Origin of the sequence: Diaphorobacter sp. HDW4B, assembly GCF_011305535.1 — a bacterium.
In the GTDB taxonomy this organism is placed as follows: domain Bacteria; phylum Pseudomonadota; class Gammaproteobacteria; order Burkholderiales; family Burkholderiaceae_C; genus Diaphorobacter_A.
In genome coordinates this window covers 550,077-572,962 of the sequence record NZ_CP049905.1, presented here as the reverse complement: position 1 = coordinate 572,962, position 22,886 = coordinate 550,077, and the positions used below count along the sequence as shown (strand labels likewise).

At 56.4% G+C, this 22,886-nt stretch carries 23 protein-coding genes, 1 tRNA gene and 2 pseudogenes; 13 read left to right on the top strand and 13 right to left on the bottom strand.

From position 1 onward, the window contains the following. Nucleotides 1-135: 135 nt before the first annotated feature. The 7 genes from rpmI to G7048_RS02665 all read left to right on the top strand — a co-directional run bounded on the left by rpmI (nt 136) and on the right by G7048_RS02665 (nt 5,569). A complete protein-coding gene (rpmI, locus tag G7048_RS02695) occupies nt 136-339 on the top strand; it encodes a 50S ribosomal protein L35 (RefSeq protein WP_166066675.1) in 204 nt (67 codons plus the stop codon). Between the two features lie 26 nt (nt 340-365). After that, complete coding sequence (gene rplT / locus G7048_RS02690) at nt 366-725, top strand: 50S ribosomal protein L20 (protein ID WP_166066674.1); 360 nt, start codon at nt 366-368, stop codon at nt 723-725. Nucleotides 726-917: 192 nt separating this feature from the next. Further along, nucleotides 918-1,970: a phenylalanine--tRNA ligase subunit alpha gene (pheS, locus tag G7048_RS02685; RefSeq protein WP_166066673.1), complete on the top strand. Its 1,053-nt coding sequence runs from the start codon at nt 918-920 to the stop codon at nt 1,968-1,970. A gap of 115 nt (nt 1,971-2,085) precedes the next feature. Continuing rightward, nucleotides 2,086-4,518, top strand: a complete 2,433-nt coding sequence (gene pheT, locus G7048_RS02680) for a phenylalanine--tRNA ligase subunit beta (protein WP_166066672.1) — start codon at nt 2,086-2,088, stop codon at nt 4,516-4,518. 26 nt (nt 4,519-4,544) lie between these two features. Further along, complete coding sequence (locus G7048_RS02675; protein ID WP_205750375.1) at nt 4,545-4,874, top strand: integration host factor subunit alpha; 330 nt, start codon at nt 4,545-4,547, stop codon at nt 4,872-4,874. 105 nt (nt 4,875-4,979) lie between these two features. Continuing rightward, complete coding sequence (locus tag G7048_RS02670) at nt 4,980-5,465, top strand: MerR family transcriptional regulator (protein ID WP_166066671.1); 486 nt, start codon at nt 4,980-4,982, stop codon at nt 5,463-5,465. Nucleotides 5,466-5,492: 27 nt separating this feature from the next. Beyond that, a tRNA-Pro gene (locus G7048_RS02665) sits at nt 5,493-5,569 on the top strand. Nucleotides 5,570-6,225: 656 nt separating this feature from the next. Here G7048_RS02665 and G7048_RS02660 read toward each other — a convergent pair. Next, nucleotides 6,226-7,158, bottom strand: coding sequence for a LysR family transcriptional regulator (locus G7048_RS02660; protein WP_166066670.1), 933 nt, complete (start codon nt 7,156-7,158; stop codon nt 6,226-6,228). A gap of 96 nt (nt 7,159-7,254) precedes the next feature. Between G7048_RS02660 and G7048_RS02655 the strand changes: the two genes are divergently transcribed. After that, nucleotides 7,255-7,779: a carboxymuconolactone decarboxylase family protein gene (locus G7048_RS02655; protein WP_166066669.1), complete on the top strand. Its 525-nt coding sequence runs from the start codon at nt 7,255-7,257 to the stop codon at nt 7,777-7,779. Nucleotides 7,780-7,810: 31 nt separating this feature from the next. Then, a complete protein-coding gene (locus tag G7048_RS02650) occupies nt 7,811-8,770 on the top strand; it encodes a tripartite tricarboxylate transporter substrate binding protein (RefSeq protein ID WP_166066668.1) in 960 nt (319 codons plus the stop codon). A 248-nt stretch (nt 8,771-9,018) separates the two neighbouring features. Here the strand turns inward: G7048_RS02650 and G7048_RS02645 are convergent, their stop codons facing one another. From G7048_RS02645 to G7048_RS02630, 4 genes are all read right to left on the bottom strand, one after another. Next, a complete protein-coding gene (locus G7048_RS02645; RefSeq protein WP_166066666.1) occupies nt 9,019-9,195 on the bottom strand; it encodes a tripartite tricarboxylate transporter substrate-binding protein in 177 nt (58 codons plus the stop codon). Nucleotides 9,196-9,357: 162 nt separating this feature from the next. Continuing rightward, nucleotides 9,358-10,032 (bottom strand): RraA family protein, encoded by a 675-nt coding sequence (locus G7048_RS02640; protein ID WP_166066665.1) that lies wholly within the window; start codon nt 10,030-10,032, stop codon nt 9,358-9,360. A 98-nt stretch (nt 10,033-10,130) separates the two neighbouring features. Then, a complete protein-coding gene (locus tag G7048_RS02635; RefSeq protein WP_166066664.1) occupies nt 10,131-11,123 on the bottom strand; it encodes a tripartite tricarboxylate transporter substrate binding protein in 993 nt (330 codons plus the stop codon). 47 nt (nt 11,124-11,170) lie between these two features. Beyond that, nucleotides 11,171-12,022: a DUF1932 domain-containing protein gene (locus G7048_RS02630; protein ID WP_240933274.1), complete on the bottom strand. Its 852-nt coding sequence runs from the start codon at nt 12,020-12,022 to the stop codon at nt 11,171-11,173. Between the two features lie 215 nt (nt 12,023-12,237). Here G7048_RS02630 and G7048_RS02625 point away from each other — a divergent pair, with 215 nt between their 5' ends. Beyond that, a complete protein-coding gene (locus tag G7048_RS02625; RefSeq protein WP_166066662.1) occupies nt 12,238-12,894 on the top strand; it encodes a GntR family transcriptional regulator in 657 nt (218 codons plus the stop codon). 21 nt (nt 12,895-12,915) lie between these two features. Here the strand turns inward: G7048_RS02625 and G7048_RS28395 are convergent, their stop codons facing one another. From G7048_RS28395 to G7048_RS02615, 3 genes and pseudogenes are all read right to left on the bottom strand, one after another. Further along, entirely contained in the window at nt 12,916-13,296 is a 381-nt protein-coding gene (locus G7048_RS28395) for a transposase (RefSeq protein WP_240933139.1), read from the bottom strand. A gap of 35 nt (nt 13,297-13,331) precedes the next feature. Continuing rightward, on the bottom strand, nt 13,332-13,703 hold the full coding sequence (locus tag G7048_RS28390) for a transposase (RefSeq protein WP_240933075.1): 372 nt from the start codon (nt 13,701-13,703) through the stop codon (nt 13,332-13,334). A 38-nt stretch (nt 13,704-13,741) separates the two neighbouring features. Continuing rightward, nucleotides 13,742-13,894: pseudogene (locus G7048_RS02615) on the bottom strand (transposase); the annotation flags it as partial. A 46-nt stretch (nt 13,895-13,940) separates the two neighbouring features. On the opposite strand from G7048_RS02615, the pseudogene G7048_RS02610 reads away from it, so the two are divergent. After that, nucleotides 13,941-14,081, top strand: a pseudogene (locus tag G7048_RS02610) (IS5/IS1182 family transposase); the annotation flags it as partial. A 148-nt stretch (nt 14,082-14,229) separates the two neighbouring features. Here the strand turns inward: G7048_RS02610 and G7048_RS02605 are convergent. Beyond that, the gene (locus G7048_RS02605; RefSeq protein WP_166066660.1) at nt 14,230-14,562 is read right to left on the bottom strand and encodes a DUF6794 domain-containing protein; all 333 of its coding nucleotides are present in this window, start codon (nt 14,560-14,562) and stop codon (nt 14,230-14,232) included. A gap of 2,058 nt (nt 14,563-16,620) precedes the next feature. Continuing rightward, nucleotides 16,621-16,899: a hypothetical protein gene (locus tag G7048_RS02600; RefSeq protein WP_166066659.1), complete on the bottom strand. Its 279-nt coding sequence runs from the start codon at nt 16,897-16,899 to the stop codon at nt 16,621-16,623. Nucleotides 16,900-18,050: 1,151 nt separating this feature from the next. Here G7048_RS02600 and G7048_RS02595 point away from each other — a divergent pair. After that, nucleotides 18,051-19,478, top strand: coding sequence for a midcut-by-XrtH protein (locus G7048_RS02595; RefSeq protein WP_166066658.1), 1,428 nt, complete (start codon nt 18,051-18,053; stop codon nt 19,476-19,478). Between the two features lie 36 nt (nt 19,479-19,514). On the opposite strand, the gene G7048_RS02590 is transcribed toward G7048_RS02595, so the two are convergent. After that, a complete protein-coding gene (locus tag G7048_RS02590; protein WP_166066657.1) occupies nt 19,515-19,823 on the bottom strand; it encodes a hypothetical protein in 309 nt (102 codons plus the stop codon). A 14-nt stretch (nt 19,824-19,837) separates the two neighbouring features. Further along, nucleotides 19,838-19,981: a hypothetical protein gene (locus G7048_RS02585; RefSeq protein WP_166066656.1), complete on the bottom strand. Its 144-nt coding sequence runs from the start codon at nt 19,979-19,981 to the stop codon at nt 19,838-19,840. A 187-nt stretch (nt 19,982-20,168) separates the two neighbouring features. Here G7048_RS02585 and G7048_RS02580 point away from each other — a divergent pair. Next, a protein-coding gene (locus G7048_RS02580) for an IS3 family transposase (protein ID WP_166066655.1) occupies nt 20,169-21,319 on the top strand; the annotation gives its coding sequence in 2 pieces (ribosomal slippage) (nt 20,169-20,415 and nt 20,415-21,319; 1,152 coding nt in all). A 211-nt stretch (nt 21,320-21,530) separates the two neighbouring features. On the opposite strand, the gene G7048_RS02575 is transcribed toward G7048_RS02580, so the two are convergent. Further along, entirely contained in the window at nt 21,531-22,496 is a 966-nt protein-coding gene (locus G7048_RS02575) for an IS481 family transposase (RefSeq protein ID WP_166066654.1), read from the bottom strand. Between the last annotated feature and the right edge of the window lie 390 nt (nt 22,497-22,886).

Below are 22,886 nucleotides of genomic sequence, written 5' to 3'. Positions count from 1 at the left end.
CTTTGCAATAGACAGTGCGCAAGTGCTGTCGCACGGAGGGACTTCGGTTCATCCGTTCAAGAAGTGTCTCGGGGCCTACAAGGGTGCGCACAGCAGCGCAAACGCCTCACGAGCACAACTAACAGGAGCATTCACATGCCCAAAATGAAGACCAAAAGCAGCGCGAAGAAGCGTTTTCGCGTTCGTCCGGGTGGTACCGTCAAGCGCGGTCAAGCCTTCAAGCGTCACATCTTGACCAAGAAGACCACCAAGAACAAGCGTCACCTGCGTGGTGCGACTGCTGTGCATGAGACCAACATGGGCTCGATCGCACAAATGTTGCCCGGCATGGGCCTTTAATTCACTGACGAACTAGGAGAAAACATATGCCTCGCGTCAAACGTGGTGTAACGGCTCGCGCCCGCCATAAAAAAGTTCTGGCCCTGTCCAAGGGTTTCCGCGGTCGTCGCGGCAATGTCTTCCGCGTCGCCAAGCAGGCGGTGATGAAGGCTGGGCAATATGCCTACCGTGACCGTCGTACCAAGAAGCGCGTGTTCCGCCAATTGTGGATCGCCCGTATCAACGCCGCTGCACGCGAACTGGGTCTGACATACAGCCAATTCGCCAACGGCCTGAAGAAGGCTTCCATCGAAATCGACCGCAAGATGCTGGCCGATATCGCGGTGCACGACAAGGCTGCCTTCGGCAGCATCGTGGAACAAGTCAAGGCCAAGCTGGCTGCTTGAGTTCCGCGATAGGCATGCGGCCGCAAGGCTGCGTGTCTGCGCACAAACAGCAAGGGCTAGGGCTTGAAAAGGCACTAGCCCTTGTTTATTTTGAAAATCGAAAAGCTCTCGGTGTGCTGACCCTTGCGTGACTCGATCTGTCGTCGAGCGAGTGCGCAAAGGTCAGAACACTAGGTGATAAAAGAAGTCGATATGAACGAGTTGGATTCTCTGGTCGAAAGCGCGCAGCAACTGTTCGCGCAGGCACAAACCCCCAATGATCTGGAAAATGCCAAGGCGCAGTTTCTGGGCAAATCGGGCAAGGTGACTGAGCTCATGAAGGGCATGGCTCAGCTTTCCGTCGAAGAGAAAAAGTCGCGCGGCGCGGCCATCAATCTGGCCAAGCAGGCCATCGAAGCGGCGCTGACCGCGCGTCGTCAGGCGCTGGCCGATGCCGAGCTGGAAGCCCATCTGAAGGCCGAAGTGCTGGATGTGACCCTGCCGGGCCGTGTTCGCGGCGTAGGTGGCCTGCATCCCGTCTCGCGCACGCTCGAGCGCATCGAAGGCATCTTCGGCTCCATGGGCTTCGATGTGGCCGAAGGCCCGGAAATCGAATCCGACTGGTTCAACTTCACCGCGCTCAACACGCCGGAAGATCATCCAGCGCGTTCCATGCATGACACCTTCTACGTCGAAGGCGGCACGGCCCACGCGCCCAACCTGCTGCGCACGCACACCAGCCCCATGCAGGTGCGCCACGCCGTGCAGCACGTCAAGAAGTACCGCAGCCTGATCGACGCCGGTCATCCCATGCCCGAAATCCGCGTGATCGCGCCGGGCCGCACCTATCGCGTGGACTCCGATGCGACGCACTCGCCCATGTTCCACCAGTGCGAAGGCCTGTGGATCGGCGAGAACGTGAGCTTCAAGGACCTGAAGGTCGTGTTCACCGACTTCTGCAAAACCTTCTTCGAGCAGGAAGATCTGGTGCTGCGGTTCCGTCCGAGCTTCTTCCCGTTCACCGAGCCTTCGGCCGAAATCGACATCCAGTTCCAGAGTGGCCCGCTTGCCGGCCGTTGGCTGGAAGTGGCTGGCTCGGGTCAGGTGCACCCCAACGTGGTGCGCAACATGGGCCTCGATCCCGAGAAGTTCATCGGCTTTGCCTTCGGCATGGGGCCGGACCGTCTGACGATGCTGCGTTACGGCGTGAACGACCTGCGTCTGTTCTTCGACGGCGATATCCGTTTCCTGTCGCAATTCCAGTAAGCCGTAAACAGCAAGCATCGAACACAAGCCGTTTGTTCACCAACCGAGAAGCCTGCAGCCCAAAGCAACAAACACAAGCTACAGGCCGATCAACGCCAGAGAGATTTAACAAGCCATGCAATTCCCAGAATCCTGGTTGCGCGAATTCTGCAACCCTCAACTCACAACCCAGCAGCTGGCCGACACGCTGACCATGGCCGGTCTCGAAGTCGAGGAACTGGACCCCGTCGCGCCTCCGTTCACCGGCATCGTCGTCGGCGAGATCAAGGAAGCCGTGCAGCATCCTGACGCCGACCGCCTGCGTGTCTGCAAGGTGGACATCGGTGCGGCCGAGCTGCTGAACATCGTCTGCGGTGCTCCGAATGCGCGCGTCGGCATCAAGGTGCCATGCGCTACCGTGGGTGCTGAACTGCCACCTGGCGAAGATGGCAAGCCCTTCAAGATCAAGATCGGCAAGCTGCGCGGTGTGGAAAGCTACGGCATGCTGTGCTCGGCCAAGGAACTCAAGCTTGCCGACGATCATGGCGGTCTGCTGGAGCTGCCGCTGGATGCGCCGCTCGGCCAGAACATCCGCGAGTATCTGAACCTCGACGACACGCTGTTCACGCTCAAGCTCACGCCCAATCTCGCGCACAACCTGTCGGTCTACGGCATTGCGCGCGAAGTGTCGGCGCTGACCGGCGCTCCGCTCAAGGCGCTGTCGTTCCCTGCAGCTGCTGTCGGCACACAGGACAAGCTGGCCGTGAAGATCGAAGCCACCGACCTGTGCGGTCGCTTCTCCGGTCGCATCCTGCGCAACGTGAACACCCAGGCGAAGACGCCGCAGTGGATGGTCGATCGCCTCGCGCGTTGCGGTCAGCGCAGCGTGTCGCCGCTGGTCGACATCTCGAACTATGTGATGTTCGAGCTGGGCCGTCCTTCGCACATCTTCGATCTGGACAAGATCCACGGCGCGCTGCAAGTGCGCTGGGGCAAGGTGGGTGAACAGCTCAAGCTGCTCAACGGCAACACCATCACCATCGACGACTTCCTGAAGGTCGGCGTGATCGCCGACGACCAGCAGGTCGAATCGCTCGCTGGCATCATGGGTGGCGATGCGACCGCCGTGTCCGACGACACCAAGAACATCTACATCGAAGCCGCTTTCTGGTGGCCCAAGGCGGTGGCCGGTCGTTCGCGCCACTTCAACTTCTCGACCGATGCAGGCCATCGTTTCGAGCGCGGTGTCGATCCGGAAAACACCGTCGAGCACATCGAACGCATCACCCAACTGGTGCTGGAAATCTGCGGCACGTCCGACACCATCTGCGGCGTGATGGACGACCAGAAGCCCAACATGCCCGAGCCCAAGAAGGTCACGCTGCGCGTGGCGCGCGCGGTCAAGGTCATCGGCATGCCGCTCACGCAGCAACAGTGCTACGACGCGCTCACCGGTCTGGGTCTGCCGACAGAGCAGGGCGACGGCACGCTCACCGTGACCGCGCCTTCGTTCCGCTTCGACATCAACATCGAAGAAGACTTGATCGAAGAAGTCGCGCGCATGATCGGCTACGAAAACCTGCCGACCACCAAGCCGCTTGCTCCGATCAGCCCCAAGCTGCGCGCCGAAAACCGTCGCGGTCAGTTCGATGTGAGCCATGCGCTGGCCGGTCTCGGCTACCAGGAAACCATCAACTTCAGCTTCGTTGAAGAAAAGTGGGAAAACGAATTGGCTGGCAACGCCAACCCAATCAAGCTGCTCAACCCCATCGCCAGCCATCTGAGCGTGATGCGCTCGTCGCTCATCGGTTCGTTGCTGCAGGTGCTCAAGTTCAACGTGGACCGCAAGGCCAACCGCGTGCGCGTGTTCGAACTCGGCCGCGTGTTCCTGCGTGACGACAGCGTGGTGGAAAGTGACACCACGGTGAAGGGCTTCCGCCAGCCGATGCGCGTGGCGGGCTTGGCGTTTGGCCCTGCTGACCAACTGCAATGGGGTCGCACCGACGCCAAGGCTGATTTCTTCGATGTGAAGGGTGATGTGGAGGCGCTGCTCGCTCCGCTGCAAGCCACGTTCGAGCCCGCCGAGCATCCGGCGATGCACCCCGGCCGTTGCGCTCGCGTGGTGCTGGATGGTCGCGAAATCGGTTTTGTGGGCGAACTGCATCCCAAGTGGCGTCAAAGCCGCGATCTGGCGCATGCGCCCATCCTGTTCGAGCTGGATCTCGACGCCGTGCTGGCCCGCAAGGTGCCGGTGTTCCAGTCTGTCTCAAAACAGCAAGCCGTGGAGCGTGACATTGCCGTGGTCGTCACCGAGAATGTGACCCACGCCGCTGTCATGAACGCCATTCATGCCGGTGCATCCAAGGGTCTGCTGCGCTCCGCTGTGCTGTTCGACGTGTTCCGCCCCAAGGCCGGTTCGGCTGGCGGGCTGGCCGAAGGCGAGAAGAGCCTGGCGATCCGACTCACGCTGGGTTCCGACAGCGCCGCGCTGGCCGATGCGGACATCGAATCCGCCGTGCAAGGCATTCTTCAATCGTTGGCTGACAAAACCGGAGCAAGGTTGCGATGATGATGACGCTCAATGACGACATCGGAATGGGGGAGTTCACGGTCGAAAGCCTGGAGTCCCCGGCGCTGACCAAGGCGCAGCTCGCCGACCTGCTGTTCGAGCAGATCGGCCTGAACAAGCGCGAGTCCAAGGACATGATCGACGCATTTTTCAGCCTCATCGAGCAGAGCCTGATCAATGGCGAAGACGTGAAGCTCTCGAGCTTTGGCAACTTTCAGATTCGCACCAAAGCACCGCGCCCCGGTCGCAACCCGCGTACCGGAGAGTCCATCCCGATCGAGGCGCGTCGTGTGGTGACCTTCCACGCGAGCTCCAAGCTCAAGGACCAGATTCAGGGCGAAGTCAAAGAGGACTGACTGATAAAGCCTGACTAAGATGGTGCGGATGACGCCCCATTCTGGATAGGGCTGTTTCTACTGGAGTAGGCTTGAGAGCTTTTCTCAAGTTTTCATCAAAATTCCATGAGCACAGTGCTGCCACCCATTCCGGCCAAACGTTACTTCACCATTGGTGAGGTGGCCGAGCTGTGCGGTGTCAAACCGCATGTGCTCCGCTATTGGGAGCAGGAGTTCACCCAACTGCGCCCCATGAAGCGTCGCGGAAACCGCCGTTACTACCAGCATCATGAAGTGCTGATGGTGCGCCGCATCCGCGACCTGCTCTACGACCAAGGCTTCACCATCAGCGGTGCGCGCAATCGCCTGCAGGAACTCGCGCACTCAGGCAAAGCCGGCGTCGAGCAACTCGCGGTGGGTGATGCCGGTGCAATGGAGTTCGTGGATGGTGACGAGAGTGACTTCCCGGATGACGATTCGGCCACCAGGGCGGATGCTTCGATTGCGACAGTCGCGCCCTCTGCGAATGCAGCTTCGCATGTCGCGCCGCTCAGCATCCAGGCCGTGCGAAAAGAACTTCAAGAAATTCGCGCTCTTTTATCTTGGGTGTGATTTTTCGCTATATAATTTAATTCTTGTCGGCGTGTAGCGCAGCCTGGTAGCGCACTTGCATGGGGTGCAAGGGGTCGCGAGTTCGAATCCCGCCACGCCGACCATTTTATTTCAATAAAATCAACGGGTTACAGTAGAAATGCTGTAACCCGTTTTTCTTTCTCTGTCTTTGGCTGGATCTGAGGGGTAAACCAAGGGGTAAACCGAAAAATGGCTGGATTACCCTTGGCGAGGATCTGCTCTTGCAGCGGCTGTCCTTCACCTACGGCCCCACCAGCGGCTGTTCTAAGGCGGATAGCTGCCGTTAACTCTCACGTGAGGTTGATTGAAGCCCATGAAGTACCGTCTGAGCCTCCCTCGCCTAAGCGTGGCAAGATAACGCGGCATCAGTTGACAGACTACGTATCTCCGCAGTCTTGATGAGCTTGCGCACGGGTACCTCCAACATTCCTGAGGGCGTCTCGATGAGGTCAGCGTTGGTCATCGAATCTTCTATCGCGGCAATCTGAAGCCTACTTGGATTCGCTCGCGAAAATGAAATTTGTTTTGCGAACTGGGGCGTACCGTGGCGGCGAAGACGCAAGATCATGAAAAAGTGACGCCAATGAACTTCAAGCAGGCGTACATAGTCCTTTTCCCGCCAAGCGCATGTGCCCAACGAAATCCGGACTGCCAAAGAAGTTGACTTCTGGTTTTGAGCCGGAGCGCCCCCTAAGCAGGCCAGAGCCTCGAGCCTGAGAAGTCGCTGTTGCTCGCAGGGCTACCACCGAGACTTTGTCGGCGTGAGGAGCCCCTCAGGGTTCCGCAATATCAGGTCTTCTAAGCTTTTTCGGACCTCGTCCATGGCATCCACCGCCATCGTCGTCGGATTGCCCAGGCGTCGCTTCACAATGCCGATGGATCGCAGCGGACCGTCTGCAATTTCGACCCTATGCAATCGTCTTAACGGTGCTGCGGCGAGATAGGGAAGCACTGCGACACCTAGTCCCTCTTCCACAAACGAGGCCACTGTGCCGAGTTGGTCAAATTGCATCTTGGGCCGGAACTCTACGCCGCGCTGTAGATATGCAGCGCTGATGTAGCGCATTGCCGTGCTGTTGTCCGTCATGGTGATGAGTGGCAAGGAAAGCATTTCATCTAGGGTCACGACAGAGTCCAGCTTTCGCCGCCAACGGCGACCAGCAAGCAGAACGAAACGGTCGCGAACCACCTCCTCATAGTGCAGGTCTGGGTGGGAGGGGGCGACCGAGGCCAGCGCGAAATCCACCTGATAGCGCAATACGTGTTCCACGGCCGTTGTGTTACTGCAGTCAATGATAGTGATGCGGGACGCAGCGTGGCGCGCTTCTAGCGCAGCGCACACTTTAGGGAGGAGCACGCTGGTTAGCGAGGGAAACGCCGCGACGGCCAGATGCCTCGCCTCGCGTTCGGCAGACGATTGCAGTCGCTTAAGGCCTGCCTCGTACTCACCCACCACACTGCGTGCTACGGCGACGAGCTGCGCACCTCCCACGGTCAGGCGAACATGTCGCGTGGTGCGCTCGAACAGTGGAAGTCCCAAGGCCTCCTCTAGATCACGAATTACCTTGCTCAAACTGGGCTGAGTCATGAACAGCTGTTCGGCTGCCTTGCTGAAGTTCAGTGAACTTGCCAAGGTCAAAAACATGCGCAGGTGTCGGGGGGAAACATTCATTCCATCATTCTATAAATTAATAGAAATTTGGAACTTCTCCGATGGATGACTGGTAGCTAGGATCGTCTCTATCCAAGATTCACGGACAACTCATACATGGCTCGCATTCCTTACGCCGACATCCAGACCGATGTTGCGCACGCCTTGGCAGACAAGATCGTCGCCCAGCGCGGCAGCATCCTCCACCTGTACCAGATGCTTCTCCACAGCCCAGCTGTTGCCGAAGGATGGCTCGCATACCTCACCTCGATTCGTCAGAGGTCGAGCTTGAATGGCGGTTTGCGCGAACTGGTCATCATGCGCGTTGCAATGCTGAACAGCGCACCGTACGAGGCCGACCAACATGCGCCCATCGCATTGAGTGAAGGTGTGTCGGAAGGAAAACTCGCTGGTTTGGCTGACTGGCCACAGTGCGCGCTATTCGACCCGCTTGAAAGATCGGTTCTCGCCTATGTGGATGTGATGACACAACAAGTACAGGTCGCTGATGAGGTGTTCGCGGCAGTTGCGGTGCACTTCACACCACAGGGACTGGTTGACCTCACGGCCACGATTGCAGCCTATAACATGGTTTCGCGCTTTCTCGAAGCGCTGCAAATTCACTCCCACGACGCACGTTGAACTCACTTAACAATACACAGGAGACAAAACGATGAAAAAGCTCACTCTGCTCGCCTCGCTGCTGCTGCCTTTGGCGGCCCTGGCACAGGGAAATTGGCCAGAGAAGGCCATCACCTTTGTTGTGCCTTTTCCTCCAGGAGGACCGACGGACCTCATGGCCAGACTAATCGCAACGCCCCTGGCGAAGCGGTTAAACGTCCCGGTCATCGTAGAAAACAAGGCTGGCGCAAGCGGCAATATTGGGACCCTGCAGGTCGTTCGAGCCAAGCCTGATGGTTACACCATATTGCTGGCTGCGAGCGGGAATCTTTCGGTCAACCAGTACCTATATAAGAATCTGGGCTTCGACCCAGTCAAGGATTTGACGCCCATTGTCCAAATCTCTAAGTTCCCACTGGTTTTGGAGGTGTCGGAAACGAGCCCGATCAAATCCTTCAAGGACTATGTGGCGTACGCTAAGAATCAGGATAATCGAGTCACATTCGCATCGGCGGGCAATGGCACCCCACAGCACCTCGGAGGAGAGCTGTTCAAGGTCAGCGCCAAGGTTGATATCACGCACATCCCCTACAAAGGCGCCGGGCCCGCAATCGTGGACTTGATGGGCGGCCAGGTCACCAGTATGTTCGACATTCTTGGCAGCTCAATGCAGCATATAAAGTCTGGCAAATTTCGCGCGCTCGCCGTGACAACCAAGAACCGTTCTAAGCAGATACCAAATGTTCCCTCAATTAGCGAACTTGGATATCCGAGTTTTGAATACTACGCGTGGCACGGTATCTCTACGACCACCGGCGCTCCAAAGCCTGTCGTCGACCGACTAAACGCCGAGATTCGTGGAATCTTTCAGGACTCTGCATTCAGGGCGCAATGGCAGGAGATGGGATCAGAAGTCGAGGTGGGAACTCCTGAACAGTTCGGAGATGTCATACGCAGCGAGGCGCGAAAAATGGAAACTCTCATCAAGAGTTTGAATATCCAATTGGACTGACTTCAAGTCCGCAACGCCCTTTCTGCGAGTGCAGATCCTCCATCAGTGCATGGGAGGTGCGCCAGAGAGGCGGTCTTGCCGTCATGGGCAAAGGGTTCCGAGACTTGGTCGTCAAGAGGCGGTGCCGGGCCATGAGGCGGAAGTCACTACAATCTTCTAACTCGTCTAGCAGGGCCTGCCAGTCGGCAGACCATGATTTCTGCTCCTTACTCAATTTCGATGCCGCGATCCTTCACCAGCTTTGACCACTACACGCTCTCGCTGCCGATAAAGGTTGCGAAGTCCTGGCTGCTGCCGCCGCCGAACCCGTTGCTCTGGCTCAAGATCCGATGTTTCACCTCTGGGTGCTCTATCGCTTTGGCGAAGGCTGCCTGCAGCTTCGAAACGATTGCTGGATGTGTGCCATTGGGCGTCACGTAACCCATAGAAACTTGAGCGCTCTGTGGCTACCCAGTACTGCCGCTCATGGGCACGAGCGTAGGAGGTAAGCGATAGGACTGTGCCGAGAAATCAGGAGGCCGTCTTAACTACCGCAATGAACCGCTGATGATTGACCTCGACACTGGCAAGCGCCAAGGTCATTTACGCTATGGCCGAACAGTGCATCCCAACCGCTTGAGCGTCTCGTCGATCCACGGCGCACTGTAGGTACCTGCCGCGATGTCGGCCACCATCTTGGCCTCGATGATCTGCTTACCGTGTGCAGCATCCAGTAATGCTTGGGCCTCCGCATACGGCACACACAGCAAGCCATCGTCGTCGCCGATCACGAGATCACCGGGCTCAATCACCATGCCGTCAATAGCGATAGGCACGTTGATTTCGCCAGGGCCGTCCTTGTAGGGACCGCGGTGCGTGACACCCGCTGCGAACACGGGGAAGTCGCCAGCACGGATCCATGCTGCATCCCGGATCGCGCCATTAATCACGATGCCGCCAAGTTGGCGGTGCATGGCGTCACCCACCATGATCTCGCCAATGAGGGCGTTGGTCAGATCGCCACCCGCATCCACCACGATCACGTCACCTGGGCTGGCCAGTTGAAGTGCCTTGTGGAGCATGAGGTTGTCGCCCGGGCGTGTCTTGATGGTGATCGCAGGGCCGGCCATTCGCCCGCCACTGTGCATGGGGCGCAAGCGGGCGCCGCCGGCGGTCATGCGAGCCATGCAATCGCTGACGTTGGCGACAGGAACCTTGAGATAGCGCTTGGCAAGATCAAGACTAACAGCGCGTTGCCGCTGGAGAATTTGAAGACCGATCATAGTGTTTTGCTTCAGAGTGGATGGGGTGAAGGGGTGAGTGCGGCATTGTCACGGCCGAATGGCCCGTTGCTCCGTCTAGTTTTGGCAAACTGTGTGGCTCAATCGAGGGTGGTGCCAGAGCTCTTGACGATGGGAGCCAAGCGTGCGCGGTCGTTGGCATAGAGCTTGGCCATGTCCTCCGGCGTGCCGGTGATAAGTTCGGCGCCGGAGTCTGCGATCTTCTTGGACGTGTCGGGCGCATTCACCACCTTGTTGATGGCTTCGTTGAGCTGCTTGACGATGGCGTCGGGAGTGCCGGCCGGGGCCATTACGCCCCACATGCTGGCCAGTTCCACGCCCTTGATGCCGGACTCGGTGTAGGTGGGCACATCAGGTAGTAGCTTGGAGCGGCGCGCCGTAGTCACGCCAATGGCGCGCACCTTGCCGGACTGGATGTGCGACAGCAGCGTGGGGATGGAACCCATGTACATGTCGATGCGCCCGCCCAGCAGGTCGGGCATGGCTTGGGCCATGCCGCGAAACGGCACATGCGTGAATTTCACGTTGGAGCTTTTCTGCCAAGCTTCGCTGATGAGGTGCGATATGGTGCCGGTGCCCGGCGTGGCAAAGCTCAAGCGCCCGGGGTCCTTCTTGGCGGCCTGGATGATGTCGTCCAGGGACTTATAGGGGGAATTGGCGTTCACTACCAGCACGGCCGGGCCAGCAGCGACCAAGGCAACGGTGCGCAGGTCCTTGTCAGGGTTGTAGGTGAGCTTGGAGTAAAGCAGCGGGTTGAGCACCACATTGTCCGTCTGCGCCATCACCAAGGTCAGGCCATCGGCCGGGGCCTTCGCCGTCTGATCTAGTGCCAGGTTGCCGCCGGCACCGGGCTTGTTTTCCACCACGATGGCCCAGCCATACGCATCGGTGAGCTTGGTGCTGACCAGCCGGGTCAGGTTGTCGGTACCGCCACCCGCAGGGAACGGCACGATAAACTTGATGGGCCGTTGCGGGTAGTTGCCTTGGGCATGGGCCGGGGTGATTGTCGTGGCAGCAGCCACCAAGATTAGCAGGCCGCCAAGGGCTATGGTGCGTCGAGTCAAGGTCATCATTGCAGGTGTCTCCTGGTTAGTTGTATCAGGTGGCGCTGAGGCGCCGATCAGGGGCGGCTGGCGAGCACGTGGCTGCCCAACCAGGCGATGGCTTCGTCGATGGACGTGCCGGCGAAAGGCTGCGTGGCATGCGCTTGGGCTGTGGCGGCGAAAAGCGCTTTGACAGCGGGCAAAACCACAGGTGCTAGGCCGTTGCGCACCATCTGCTGCTGAGCCTCGGCCACCTCGTTGCGGCGGCGCGCCGAGTGGGGAATATGAGTGCGCACCATGGACTCCATCAGCGTGCGCAGCGGTGTCTCATTAATGTCCTGCAGCACGGCATACAACTGCTCATGCAAGCCCATCTGCTGGGCGGTTACTAGGCATTCCACGGCGAGGGCTTCGGTGCCCTTGGTGTAAATGCTGCGCAGGAGCTTGAGCGAGGCGGCATCGCCCGGCTGTTCGCCCACCACACGAACAGAGCCGCCAAAGGGCAAGAACAATTCCCGTACAAAGCCGGCTTTGCTCCCGGCTACGAGCAGCGGCGTCTTCTTGCCGCCCAGGTTGACTGCGCCGGTGATGGCCACATCTACGAAGTGGACCGCTTTCCTTTGTGCCCCAAGCTGTGCCAGTTCGGCGCATTCGCGCATTTCGCCTGGATCGGCTGTGGTCATGTCTACGTAAAGCACGCCATCCTGCAGGTAGGGCAGACTGGCCTCAAATACCTCACGTGCCACCGTACCGAACACTGCACTCACCACCATGTCTGCTCCAGCCAGCCAAGGACCCGGTGCGGCATGCATCTGCGCACCAACGGCCTGTACCGCGCCGACTACCGCAGCGTTCGGCTGCAGGTCGCACATGCCCACCAGGCAGTGCTCCTGCTCCAGGAAAGCCTGCGTGTAGCAGGCACCCACCATTCCACCACCTAGTATTGCGAACTTCATAAAAGTACAAATTTAAAACATTTTTGTCAGTTTATGGGCATTTGATGTATTTATCGTAGGTATTTCCCCTGGGGAAAATCATATTTGCACTTTATTTGTATTTTCTTGAGAGATGGCATCTTGCGGCCTCTGCACGGCATATGGCCTAAAATCAGTCCACCCATCCACCCCACCCTGGTATAAAAACAGTGCAGAACGTGAAAGACAAGGCATACGAGGTTTTGCGGCAGCGACTCATTGGCGGGCACTACCGCCCAGGCGAGCAGCTCAAGGAAGAACCCATCGCCCGCGACCTGGGATTGAGTCGCACGCCGGTGCGCAATGCGCTGCACCGATTGGTGGAAGACGGTCTTGCCACGGACGGTGCAGGCCAGGGCATTCGCGTTTCGGAGTGGAGCGACTGGGATGTGGAAGAGACCTTCCAACTGCGCATGCTGTTGGAGCCGTACGCGTCCTTTCTAGCGGCCACGCGTGGCGGCGAGGGGCTGGCCGACGAACTGACGGCCAGCAACCAGAGCATGGAGGACGGCATTACCGCGGGCCACGATGGCATTGCCAAGGTGCAGTCCGCCAACCGGGATTTTCACCACGCGCTGATAGAGGCTTCGGGCTCGCCGCGTCTCAAAACCATGCTGGCGACCATGATCGACATGCCGATCATCAAGCGCTCGTTCTACATCTACACCCCCGAGGAGCTGATGCAAAGTCTGCACCACCACCGCGACTTGGTAATCGCCATACGGGCCAAGGATGGCGAGCTGGCTCGCCATGTGATGCAACTGCATCTGCGCATGTCCTATCACCGGTTTATGAAGTACCGGGGCGAGTACCGCAGGGAGATATGATCATGCTTGGTCCTGTTCACGTTACCGAAGCAACTCAAAGATCAAAGCCATCGAGACAAACGCGGCATACATGGCATCCAACTTGTCGTAGCGGGTAAAAACTCGCCGATAGGCCTTGATCCGCCGAAATAACCGTTCAACTTCATTGCGTTGGCGATATTTTTGCTTATCTAGTGGCCTGGGATTCTTGCGTCGTGGATGCGCAGGGACAACCGGGATAAGGTTTCGATCCTCAGCTGCTGCACGCAAGTCATCGCTGTCATAGGCGCTATCCATGAGCAAATACACAGCTAAATCTTGCGCGTCAATCGCCTCGACGAGTTTGCGGCCTTCCGGGCTGTCTCCGGCTTGTCCGGGCGTCAAACTCCAGATCAATGCATCCTTGCAACTGGCTGCGACCACGTGAATCTTGCAGCTCCATCCACCTCGACTCTTGCCTATGGCTTGTGGTCCGTTTTTTTCTGAGCCCCGCAGCCATCAGGGTGAACTTTGACGATGGTGGAGTCCAGGCTCAACGCTTGAACAGCCCACTGGCTAAGTGCTTGTTGCTGCAGATGGTTAAGAACTTCGGCAAGTACGCCGCTATGGGCCCAGCGATACAGCCGCATGTACACGGTGTGCCAGGGCCCGAATCTGCGTGGCAAGGCTCGCCATTTGCACCCGTTGCTGGCCATGTAGGCCAACGCGTTGAGGAACCTGTAGTGGCTGATCAACTTGCTGCCGCGAGGCTTGGGCAGCAGGTGACGGATACGTTTGAACTGAGAGCGGGTGATGTGCATGCAGGCGAGCGATTCTCGCTGCTCTGACATGCACTCAACTATTTAGGTGAACAGGCCCTAATCGAGAGCTACGGCAAAGCATTGTGCAACATGAGCAGAACAAAAACGAGGAAATGCAAACCAGCCAACACTTGCGGTAGCTGTTCGTAATCTCGGCTCAAGCGTGGATAGCAAGCAAACCATCCGAAACGGCGCTCCACAACCCAGCGTCGGGGTAGGAGGGCGTTGTTGCACAAATTCAGTCCTGCAGTGCGGTAGCCTCGCCAGATGAGTGAATCGAGCTGGGGACGCAAGCGCTTCCGCACCACAAACTGGAAAGCGTACAACGCAGCATTGAAGGCCCGAGGTGACTTGGCCATCTGGCTGGTAACTGCGTCTGGGGTTTGTTGGGGTAGCTCGGCCTCAGGCTGATTTATGCAACAAAGCCCTCCTGAATTGCCCCGGGGTGATTCACTCCCGCCGCCAAGAGCGGTCACCATCAAAACGTCAATGTGGACGATCAACGGGTGAGTTCAGCGGGAATCGAAGGCGATCCACTGGAACGCTAGGATAGTCATCATTTCTGTAACTCCGTCCAGACCGCTTCGATGATGACCATGGAAGCGTCATCTGGGTGGCAGGGCTTATGACAGGCAGAATCAACTAGCTTCCGGTTCCCTCTCCGCAGCCCATAGTAGTTTCGAATGCTAGTCCCCCAACCGTGGTGGAACATGATCAAGTCCGACTTTGAAGTATTCTTGACTATTGCTTTGTTCTCCGGCGTCATGCGGCCGACGATATCCTTCACTGCATCCGTAACCGTCAATGGCCAGCGCTCTGGCGGCAAATCCACTTCTTCGGCACGAGCCTGACCGACCAAGACAACCGCAACGGCGGCGATCCAAAGCATTCGCAAAGATTTGCGCGGGATATGAAAGCTAACGTAATGCATCCTGCAAAACCAGCGGAACAAGCTAGATGATGCTGATGTTCTGGGCATGGGATCCTCAGTAAAGTGGCTTGCAGAAATGATAAAGGTAAGCGGCCCGCCGAAGGCGGGTCGGCTTGACCGCCGAGTCACCTACGTTTTTTTGCTTCCCGAAATAAAGAAACTGAAATAAAAGCCAGGCCCATGCAAGCGCCGGGAGAGACTAGGAATGCAAGAACCAACCAAGCACATGCTGATAGTGCAGCGAATGTTCGTAGCTGGGTAGCAGTGTAGTTGCGATCCTTAGAGGTCACTGCTGCAATCAGCCAAGCAAACAGCGCCGCTGGCCAAGCGAACCATAAATTCGATGAAAAGTTCCGTAGTCCCGGAATTGGGTTCACGTCTATTTCAGATATGGAGCCCCACGCTGCAGCGAACAGCAGCATTGCGGCAGTAAGCCAAGCGAGGAATATTTCCTCGCGTGAAAGGTAAGAACCCATATTGAGTCAGGTCAGTGAGTTTTCTATCACTATAGCTTCTAGCTACTTCAGCTCAATGCACTTCTATGCGCTTGCATAGTTCGTGTAGGCGGCGTGCCACGGTCTACAAGCAAGGATGCAAGGGGGGCTGCTTCCTGTAGATTCTGTGAATGTCACTTGTGAGTCGAAGTACGACTTTCATCGCCAGCGTCAGGAAAGCGAAACTGACCATGGAACCGAGCCGTTCGGTAGAGTTCGTCACAACCGAGCGCCACTGCATTGATTTGCATGACGAAAGCGGAGATCGAGTCGAAAACAGTAGCGACCGTTCGGCGTCAAGTTCGGAAAGGGTGCAGGACAGACGCGGAAAACTGAAAAAATTCCTTGTAAATCTTCAACTTGCGGCATAAATGCGAATTATTCCGTTGTATTGAAAATCCGTGTGTCCGTGGTTCGATTCCGCGCCAGGCCACCAGAATCCTTCAGAAGCCCGTTCAAGAAATTGGACGGGCTTTTGTCGTTCTGGCTTCCAACAAAGTAGCTTGTCCGAGCTTCAGACGAACTCACTCAGCCACTGGATCAGCTTTTTGTCTCTCTGCGGCTTGTCACGCCTTCAAGTGCCAGCAATAGTCGCGCGCATTGATCGTCTTCACAGTACAGGTAGGCGAGGGACACATCCAGTGTCGCAATGCCTCATGCTGACAAGTAGGACTCCAGACTACGTCAATGGCCGTTCAGTAAGTGATTCGCGATAGTCCCCGTGGAAACCAAAATCTGGTGCCAAAGTCACTTCAAAGTGCCAAGATGTATCGAACACAGGAAGGCGAGGGTTGGCAAACTAATGAGCGTTGCCGTTTGCGTCTATGGCCCACCAATGAGCGTGAAGAGGGGCTCTGTGCCAGTCTACCTTTGAGTACCCTGTAGGTTTGCCAGAGTTGCCGCAGCAGGCCCAGTGAAAAGCCGCCGTTTGAGGTGTCGTGCAAGCTGCGTGGCCAATTGACTGTGTCTTTCCAAGCATCGATTCCTCCTTCCCCTGAAACGAAGCCAAAGGATTTGATGCAATGTTGCGTCTTTTTGTAAAAAATCCATCCCTTGCTCTAGGGATATAGTTCACGTTATTTAAGATGTAAAAACTGTAGTTTCCACGCCGCCATGTAAAGATTTCTGAGATTCTGACAACTAGGTAGGTGATTGTTGCATTTGTGAATTGATGTGCATACATTGACACTCCCAGCGAGCCTAGCAAGCGTTCTTCATTTGATGGGAGAAGACTATGTCAAGGAATTTTCGAAATCATGCATCTGTAGTGTCTCAACCTAGTGTTGGAATCGCAGGAGCGCTCACAATTTATTCGCACCTGAAGTGCGCGTTATCCGTTGCGCGTGGTGCTCCAAAAACTCAGTGTGAGAGTGATTGGGACGCTGATGCCAAGGATCTTCTGCAGATCGCGGCCGACTTGAAACTGGATCAGCGACAGGTGCTCCTTCATACCTGTGCGGACTTGGCTGTACAGATAGAGCGATCACTTTCACTCTCACAATGTAAGTAATTGCTTGATTGCTCAGTGGTCATTTTCTGGCAAATGTGAGTCAAGCCAGCGCTCAACTCGGTTAATGCCGATTCCTGAAAATGGCTTTTGCACAGCGATGATGTACACCCGGTCATAGAAATCTAAGACTTGCGACAGGAAGTTATAGATTTGTGTCGGATCATCTGCGCCTGAGATGGCGTATACGTTGTGAGACAGGCGAACCCAACTCGGAAACGTGTGAAGCAGCTGCACGAGAGCACTGCGATTCATTTCTGATGTCAACTCATAAGTAACAAGGAAAACTGACATCTTCGTCTCCTAATGCGTCTTGTGTATCACAAGATAACAAAATTCGACTTTCCCTGATAGTCTTTTTAATAGACCCTATTTACTCAATAGTAAATTTATCTTTTTGGCGGGGCAGTAGCTGGTGGTTGATTCGTGAAAGTTGCGCGCAGTCAGTTATTTCTGATCGTTAGAGAGCAGGGGTGATGGCGCTATGTGATTTGAAATTGAAGGGCAGACCGTGTCAGGTCCATGTGAAGTGTCTGTGGTCACATTTAGCTGGCCAACTACACGATCAATCATGCGCAATCGCTCATATAGAGGTGAGCCAGGTGCTGGAGCAAGTAGAAGTAAACGTGCGCCCTCAAGGACATAGGGTGTTCTGTCCCACAGCAAGGTCGAAATGCGCTCACTGTTTTTCCCCCATACGCGCCTCAGTCTGTACGATGTATACGAAGTATCAGATTTCCTGTGTGCCTAGGCCAAGACCTGCCCCACCGATGAACTGTCACATAAATTCACTCAGCCACTGCGTCAGCTTTTTGTCTCTCTGCGGCTTGCTCACGCCTTCAAGTGCCAGCAATAGTCGCGCGCATTGATCGTCTTCACAGTACAGGTAGGCGAGGGACACACCCAGTGTCTCTGCAATCAATCGTGCTGTCTTCACCGGGGGGCTCATGCGTCCCCAACTCATATCGGCTGATCCGAGCACGGTTTGACGATTCTTCGATGCCGATCAGCACCCCACTTTCTCCTGAGACCAGCCCAGCTTCTCACGTCGTGATCTCAAGCGGCGGTTCAAGAGCATGTTTTGCGTCAAGTTGGGGTTCGAGTTTTTTTGCTGATTGCAAAGGGATTGGCTATCGCGCCTGTCTAGGTACTAGCCAAGCAATTCTTTGGGAGACACGTCTAGCAGACGGTTGAAATACTGATCGATTTCGAGTTGAAAATTTGACCAAACAGGAGTACCTTATCCCTTGCCTATCTCGACAAAACGCGTGTAGAACGTTCTACTCGGATGGGGATTTTTCATGGATCCTATTGAATGGTTACCGATAGGCTTGGGAACTTCCAATTCTGTGCTGCAGGATCTTGAACAATCTTCCAATTTCTACTGGGGGAGGATTGTGATGATTTGCGCAAATCTATCGTAACCCAAGATTGGTAGTTGTTTTATGAAAAAAATTACACTTGATGCATTTATGGTGGATCCACGGAGAGCGCGTTTGCCGACGGGCGCCTTGGTCACGGGTTTTCTAGGACTTGTACCCGGTAAAATGGCGTTTGCGCAGGCAGCTGCATCATGCTCCGCGAATTTGGTTTACACGGCAGAACCGATGGTCCCCCCAGCCGCTGTGCCGTCACTCTCGATCTTTGGCTTGGCGTTGCTGCTTCTGGGGGTGCTTGCCTTAGCCTGGCGCCAACTGGCAATCACTGGCAGGGTGGCCTCGTTGATGATGGCCTGTGTGCTGGCCTTGAGCGCGATGACACCCACAGACCTGATGAGTCAGGTGTTGACCGCATTGTCGCTGGACAGCAGTTCTGGCGGCACGCTCAGCATCACTGGTACCAACGCCAATACCGTCAAAAATAATACCAACGTCTTGCTCAAAATTACGGAACTGACTCCGGGCGCAGGTACCAGTTTGTTGAGTCCCCCTACAGACTGTGCCGTGGGCACTCAACTGTCGCCAAATCAGAGTTGTACCGTGCAACTTGCTGGCTCCTGCGCCGACCCTGTCGTTACCGCTGTGAACGATACGGCCAGCTGGCCTGCCGGTGCCGTTGGCGCCACCTCAGACATAACGCCAAACGACTCTTATCCACCAGGAAGTCTGTTCACGTTGCAACCCGGCGGCACCTGCACCAACTCCAGCGTGAGCAGCACCGGCACGGCGACCTACGATGTACCGGGGAGCGGCAATTGCACAGTGAATTATCAGGTTTGCGCCCCGACACCCAATACCGCCGTGTGCAGCACAGCGGTGCTGACCGTCATTCCCGTCGTTCCTGTGGTTCCCGTCGTTACTCCTGTGGATGATGAGGCCCTTCAGCTTGCGAATACTGTTGGCGCCACATCAGACATAACGCCAAACGACACCTATCCGCCAGGAAGTCTGTTCACTTTGGAACCCGGCGGCACCTGCACCAACTCCAGCGTGAGCAGCACCGGTATGGCGACCTACGATGTGCCGGGGAGCGGCAATTGCACAGTGAATTATCAGGTTTGCGCCCCCTCACCCAATGCCGCCGTGTGCAGCACTGCGGTGCTGACCGTGAACACGAAGTGTCAGTATGACTTTGATTTATCTTGGTATTATTTCGGTACTGATGGAGCTACCCATGTGGTTGGGCTGCCTACAGATGCGTTGGTTTTGAACACGATCGAGCTCACTATCGATAATGGGACGCCGTTTGCCAGTGGATTTACTTACGGGCCCGCATCTTTCACCCTCTTCGACGGAGTGACATCCTCCTCCACCGCTGCTGGCCTGTCCTGGGTGCCGGGATCGGCTGGATCGCCACCGGCTCTGACGGATGAGAACACCCCTGTGCACGTTAGATATGAGGGAGTTTGCGGTGGTGGTGGTGGCAACAACTAATTTGCCAAGGAAAGCCGCTGCGACAGTGTGGGGGACTCACCGGTTACGGGTTGTGGGGCCGCCGGTGGAGAGCATCCAGTCGCACACGTCGTTGGGCCGCTCGCCGCCTTCGTCCTTGTCCTTGCATTCGCCGCGCTGGGCTGGGTCGAGCTTCGCTTTGAAGATGTCGAAGCTGCATTGCCGGCCCTGATCCCCGCTGGGTTCGTCTTGCGTGTGCTTGTGGCGAGTGATCTTGTAGTCTGCGCGCAGGTCGAATTCGAGGCTGCAAGCGGCGACATGGATAGTGGCCGGTGCGCTAGTTTGTTCAGCGCTGGACTGTCGGGGCGCAATAATCGCGATGGCCAAGGCGACAGGCAGCCTCATTTTTGAACCTCGCCTTCGAACAGGTCGGCGAACGGCGTCTCGTAGAACGGACGTGCCGACACACCTTCCACGCTGTTTTGGGCTGTGAAACCGAAATGCGTGTCGGGCTTGCAATCCACTTGGCGATGGGTCAGGGCCATGATGATTGCCTTCATGAAATGGAGACGATTTGGCCATATTGAGATATATCCCAATACGGCTTTGTTGCATAAAGCGTCCTGAGTCCGCGCTACGCCAAACCCCAGACGCAGTTATGCCATGGCCTGAATCGCCCCGGGTTTTCTAGACACCTCTGAGCCTCAAATCTAAGGCCCAATAGGAGGTGCCATGAGTAAGCAAAGATATCCCCAAGAATTCAAGACCGAAGCGGTCAAGCAGATCACTGAGCGCGGCCATAAGGTGGCCGATGTTTCAGCCCGACTAGGCGTAAGTCAGCACAGCCTTTATCAATGGATCAAGGCTCAAGGAACGCCTGCCCATGATCGGCCGGCACAGGTGTCACAAACCGAGGAGTTGCGACGACTGAAGGCTGAACTCAAGCGAGTCACAGAGGAGCGCGACATCCTAAAAAAGGCCGCAGCGTACTTTGCCAAGCAGTCCGGGTGAAGTACGCATTCATCAAGCGCCATGAAGGTGAGTACAGCATTCGCCGACTGTGCAAGGTCATGGCTGTACACCCTAGCGGCTACTACGCCTGGAAGGCGCAACCGATGAGCCTTCGTGCAAAGGACGATCAACGTCTGTTGGGTCTTCTCAAGCATGCGTGGCTCGAGAGTGGTGGCGTCTATGGCTATCGCAAGCTGACCATGGACATGCGTGATTTGGGCGAGAGCTGCGGCAAGCATCGCGTGGCACGACTGCTCAAAATCGAGGGGCTGCGCTCACAGACGGGCTACAAACGCCGTGCAGGCATGCGTGGCGGCAAACCTGCCATCGTCGCGCCCAATCACTTGCAGCGCCGCTTCGCAGCGGCCGAGCCCAACCAAGCTTGGGTGACTGACATCACATACATCCGCACCCATGAAGGTTGGCTGTATCTGGCGGTGGTGGTTGACCTGTTCTCACGTCAGGTTGTTGGCTGGTCTATGGGCAGCCGCATCGATACTGGCTTGGTGCTCGATGCACTGTTGATGGCCTTGTGGCGTCGCAGGCCTAAGCTGCCTGTCATGGTGCATTCGGATCAGGGTAGTCAGTTTACAGGCCATGACTGGCAGGGCTTTCTGCGAGATCACAATCTGGTCTCCAGCATGAGTCGTCGCGGCAACTGTCACGACAACGCCGTGGCCGAGAGCTTCTTCCAGTTGCTCAAGCGCGAGCGTATTCGCCGCCAGATTTACCCGACGCGCGATGAGGCCAGGGCTGATGTCTTCAACTACATCGAGATGTTTTACAACCCGAAAAGGCGTCATGGCACCGCCGGAGATATCTCTCCGGTAGAGTTCGAAAGACGGCATTCCCAACGGCTCGAAAGTGTCTAGAGAATCCGGGGCGATTCAGCTTGGTGTCAGATAACGCCGCTGTGCATAAAGCCTGACTCGTAGGCCTTGAATGACTTGTTTTCATTCTCGGACTTGACGGGCGCCGGCAAGCGTGATGCCCCCTGCAGAGGCGCAGTCGGCACAGCACCGAGCGGCTTATTGCCGGTTAAATATACTCGTGGATGATGGTCACCAAATCATCGAGCGGTAGCTACATGTCAGGTCCCGGATGATTGCGCACGTTCTTTTCAAACAATTTTGGATGTGACGCCTGCCATCGCTTGAGGGCCTGAACGGGCGTTTCATGCCGCAGAGCTTTCTGTGGAATCTGCTGGTTGTACAGCCACACAAAGCGATGAAGCGTCTTCTCTAGATCCTCTGCACTGTTGAAGTGATGCGTGCGCAGCACTTGGCTGAGCCTTCCGTTGAAGCGCTCCACCATTCCGTTGGTACGTGGCGTTCTGGGCCGTGTGAGTCGGTGCTCTATACCGAGTTCCTTGCACAGTAAATCAAACTCGTGATCACCGCTTGGTTGCTTCTCGTGCTTGCCAAACAGACGATCCGAGAACTCTTTGCCGTTATCTGTGAGGATCGTGCGAATCTTGAAGCAAGCAGCTTTCTTCAGGGTCGCCAAAAACGCGTGCGCAGCCGCTGCCGTCTTGTATTGCTTGATCTGGATGAACACCCAACGCGTAGCTCGGTCAATGGCAACAAAGACATATCGGCGCTTGTTCTCATCCTGCATCTGGGGCAGGTACTTCACATCAATGTGCACATAGCCCGGCTCATAGGCTTTGAACGGTTTGCTTTCGTGCTCGGCTCGAACGGCCGTGGGTAAGCGCGAATGTCCTCGGCGACGCAGCAATCGATCCAGCGCCGAGCGGCTCATCGCAGGTTCAATGAATTCGTGAACGACTGCCAGCAAATCATCCAGAGGCAGCAGCAGTTGAGATCGCAGATAGATCACCAGCTCTTCCTGCGCTGCGTTGAGCGTTGTCTGCAGGTGATGAGCGGTATGGCTTTCATCCTGCACGCTTGTGCGATGGCGCCACTTGCGCACCGTACCAAGTCCAATGCCATATTGCTGCGCAAGCTCGTGGTCGGACGCACTCGATTGCTGCAGCGCCAGGCGAATCGCTGGCGTGGTGGTTGCGTTCTTGTGCAATGAGATCAGCATGGCGTCTCTCCTGTCTCGATGCGCCATGTTGCCACAACCGCTTTGAGTACCTCTCGGCTGAACAGTAGCGGACGCTTGGTTTTTACGATCCAATCATCCGGGACCTGACAGCTACAGTTGATTGTGTAGACAAATCACCAGTTCTTCTTGAGCCACACTTAGCGTAGGGCTTGCATCCTGCACGCTCGTTCGATGGTGCCACCTTCTCACCGTACCAAGACCGATGCCATATTGCTACGGCAGTTCGAGGTCGGCTACAGTGGATTGCTGCAGCGCTAGACGAATCACTGGTGTGGTCGTTGCGCTCTTCTGAATTGAGATCAGAATAGCATCTCACCTGAATCGGGTGCCCATGTTGTCACAACCTTCTTGAGCACCTCATAGCTGAGC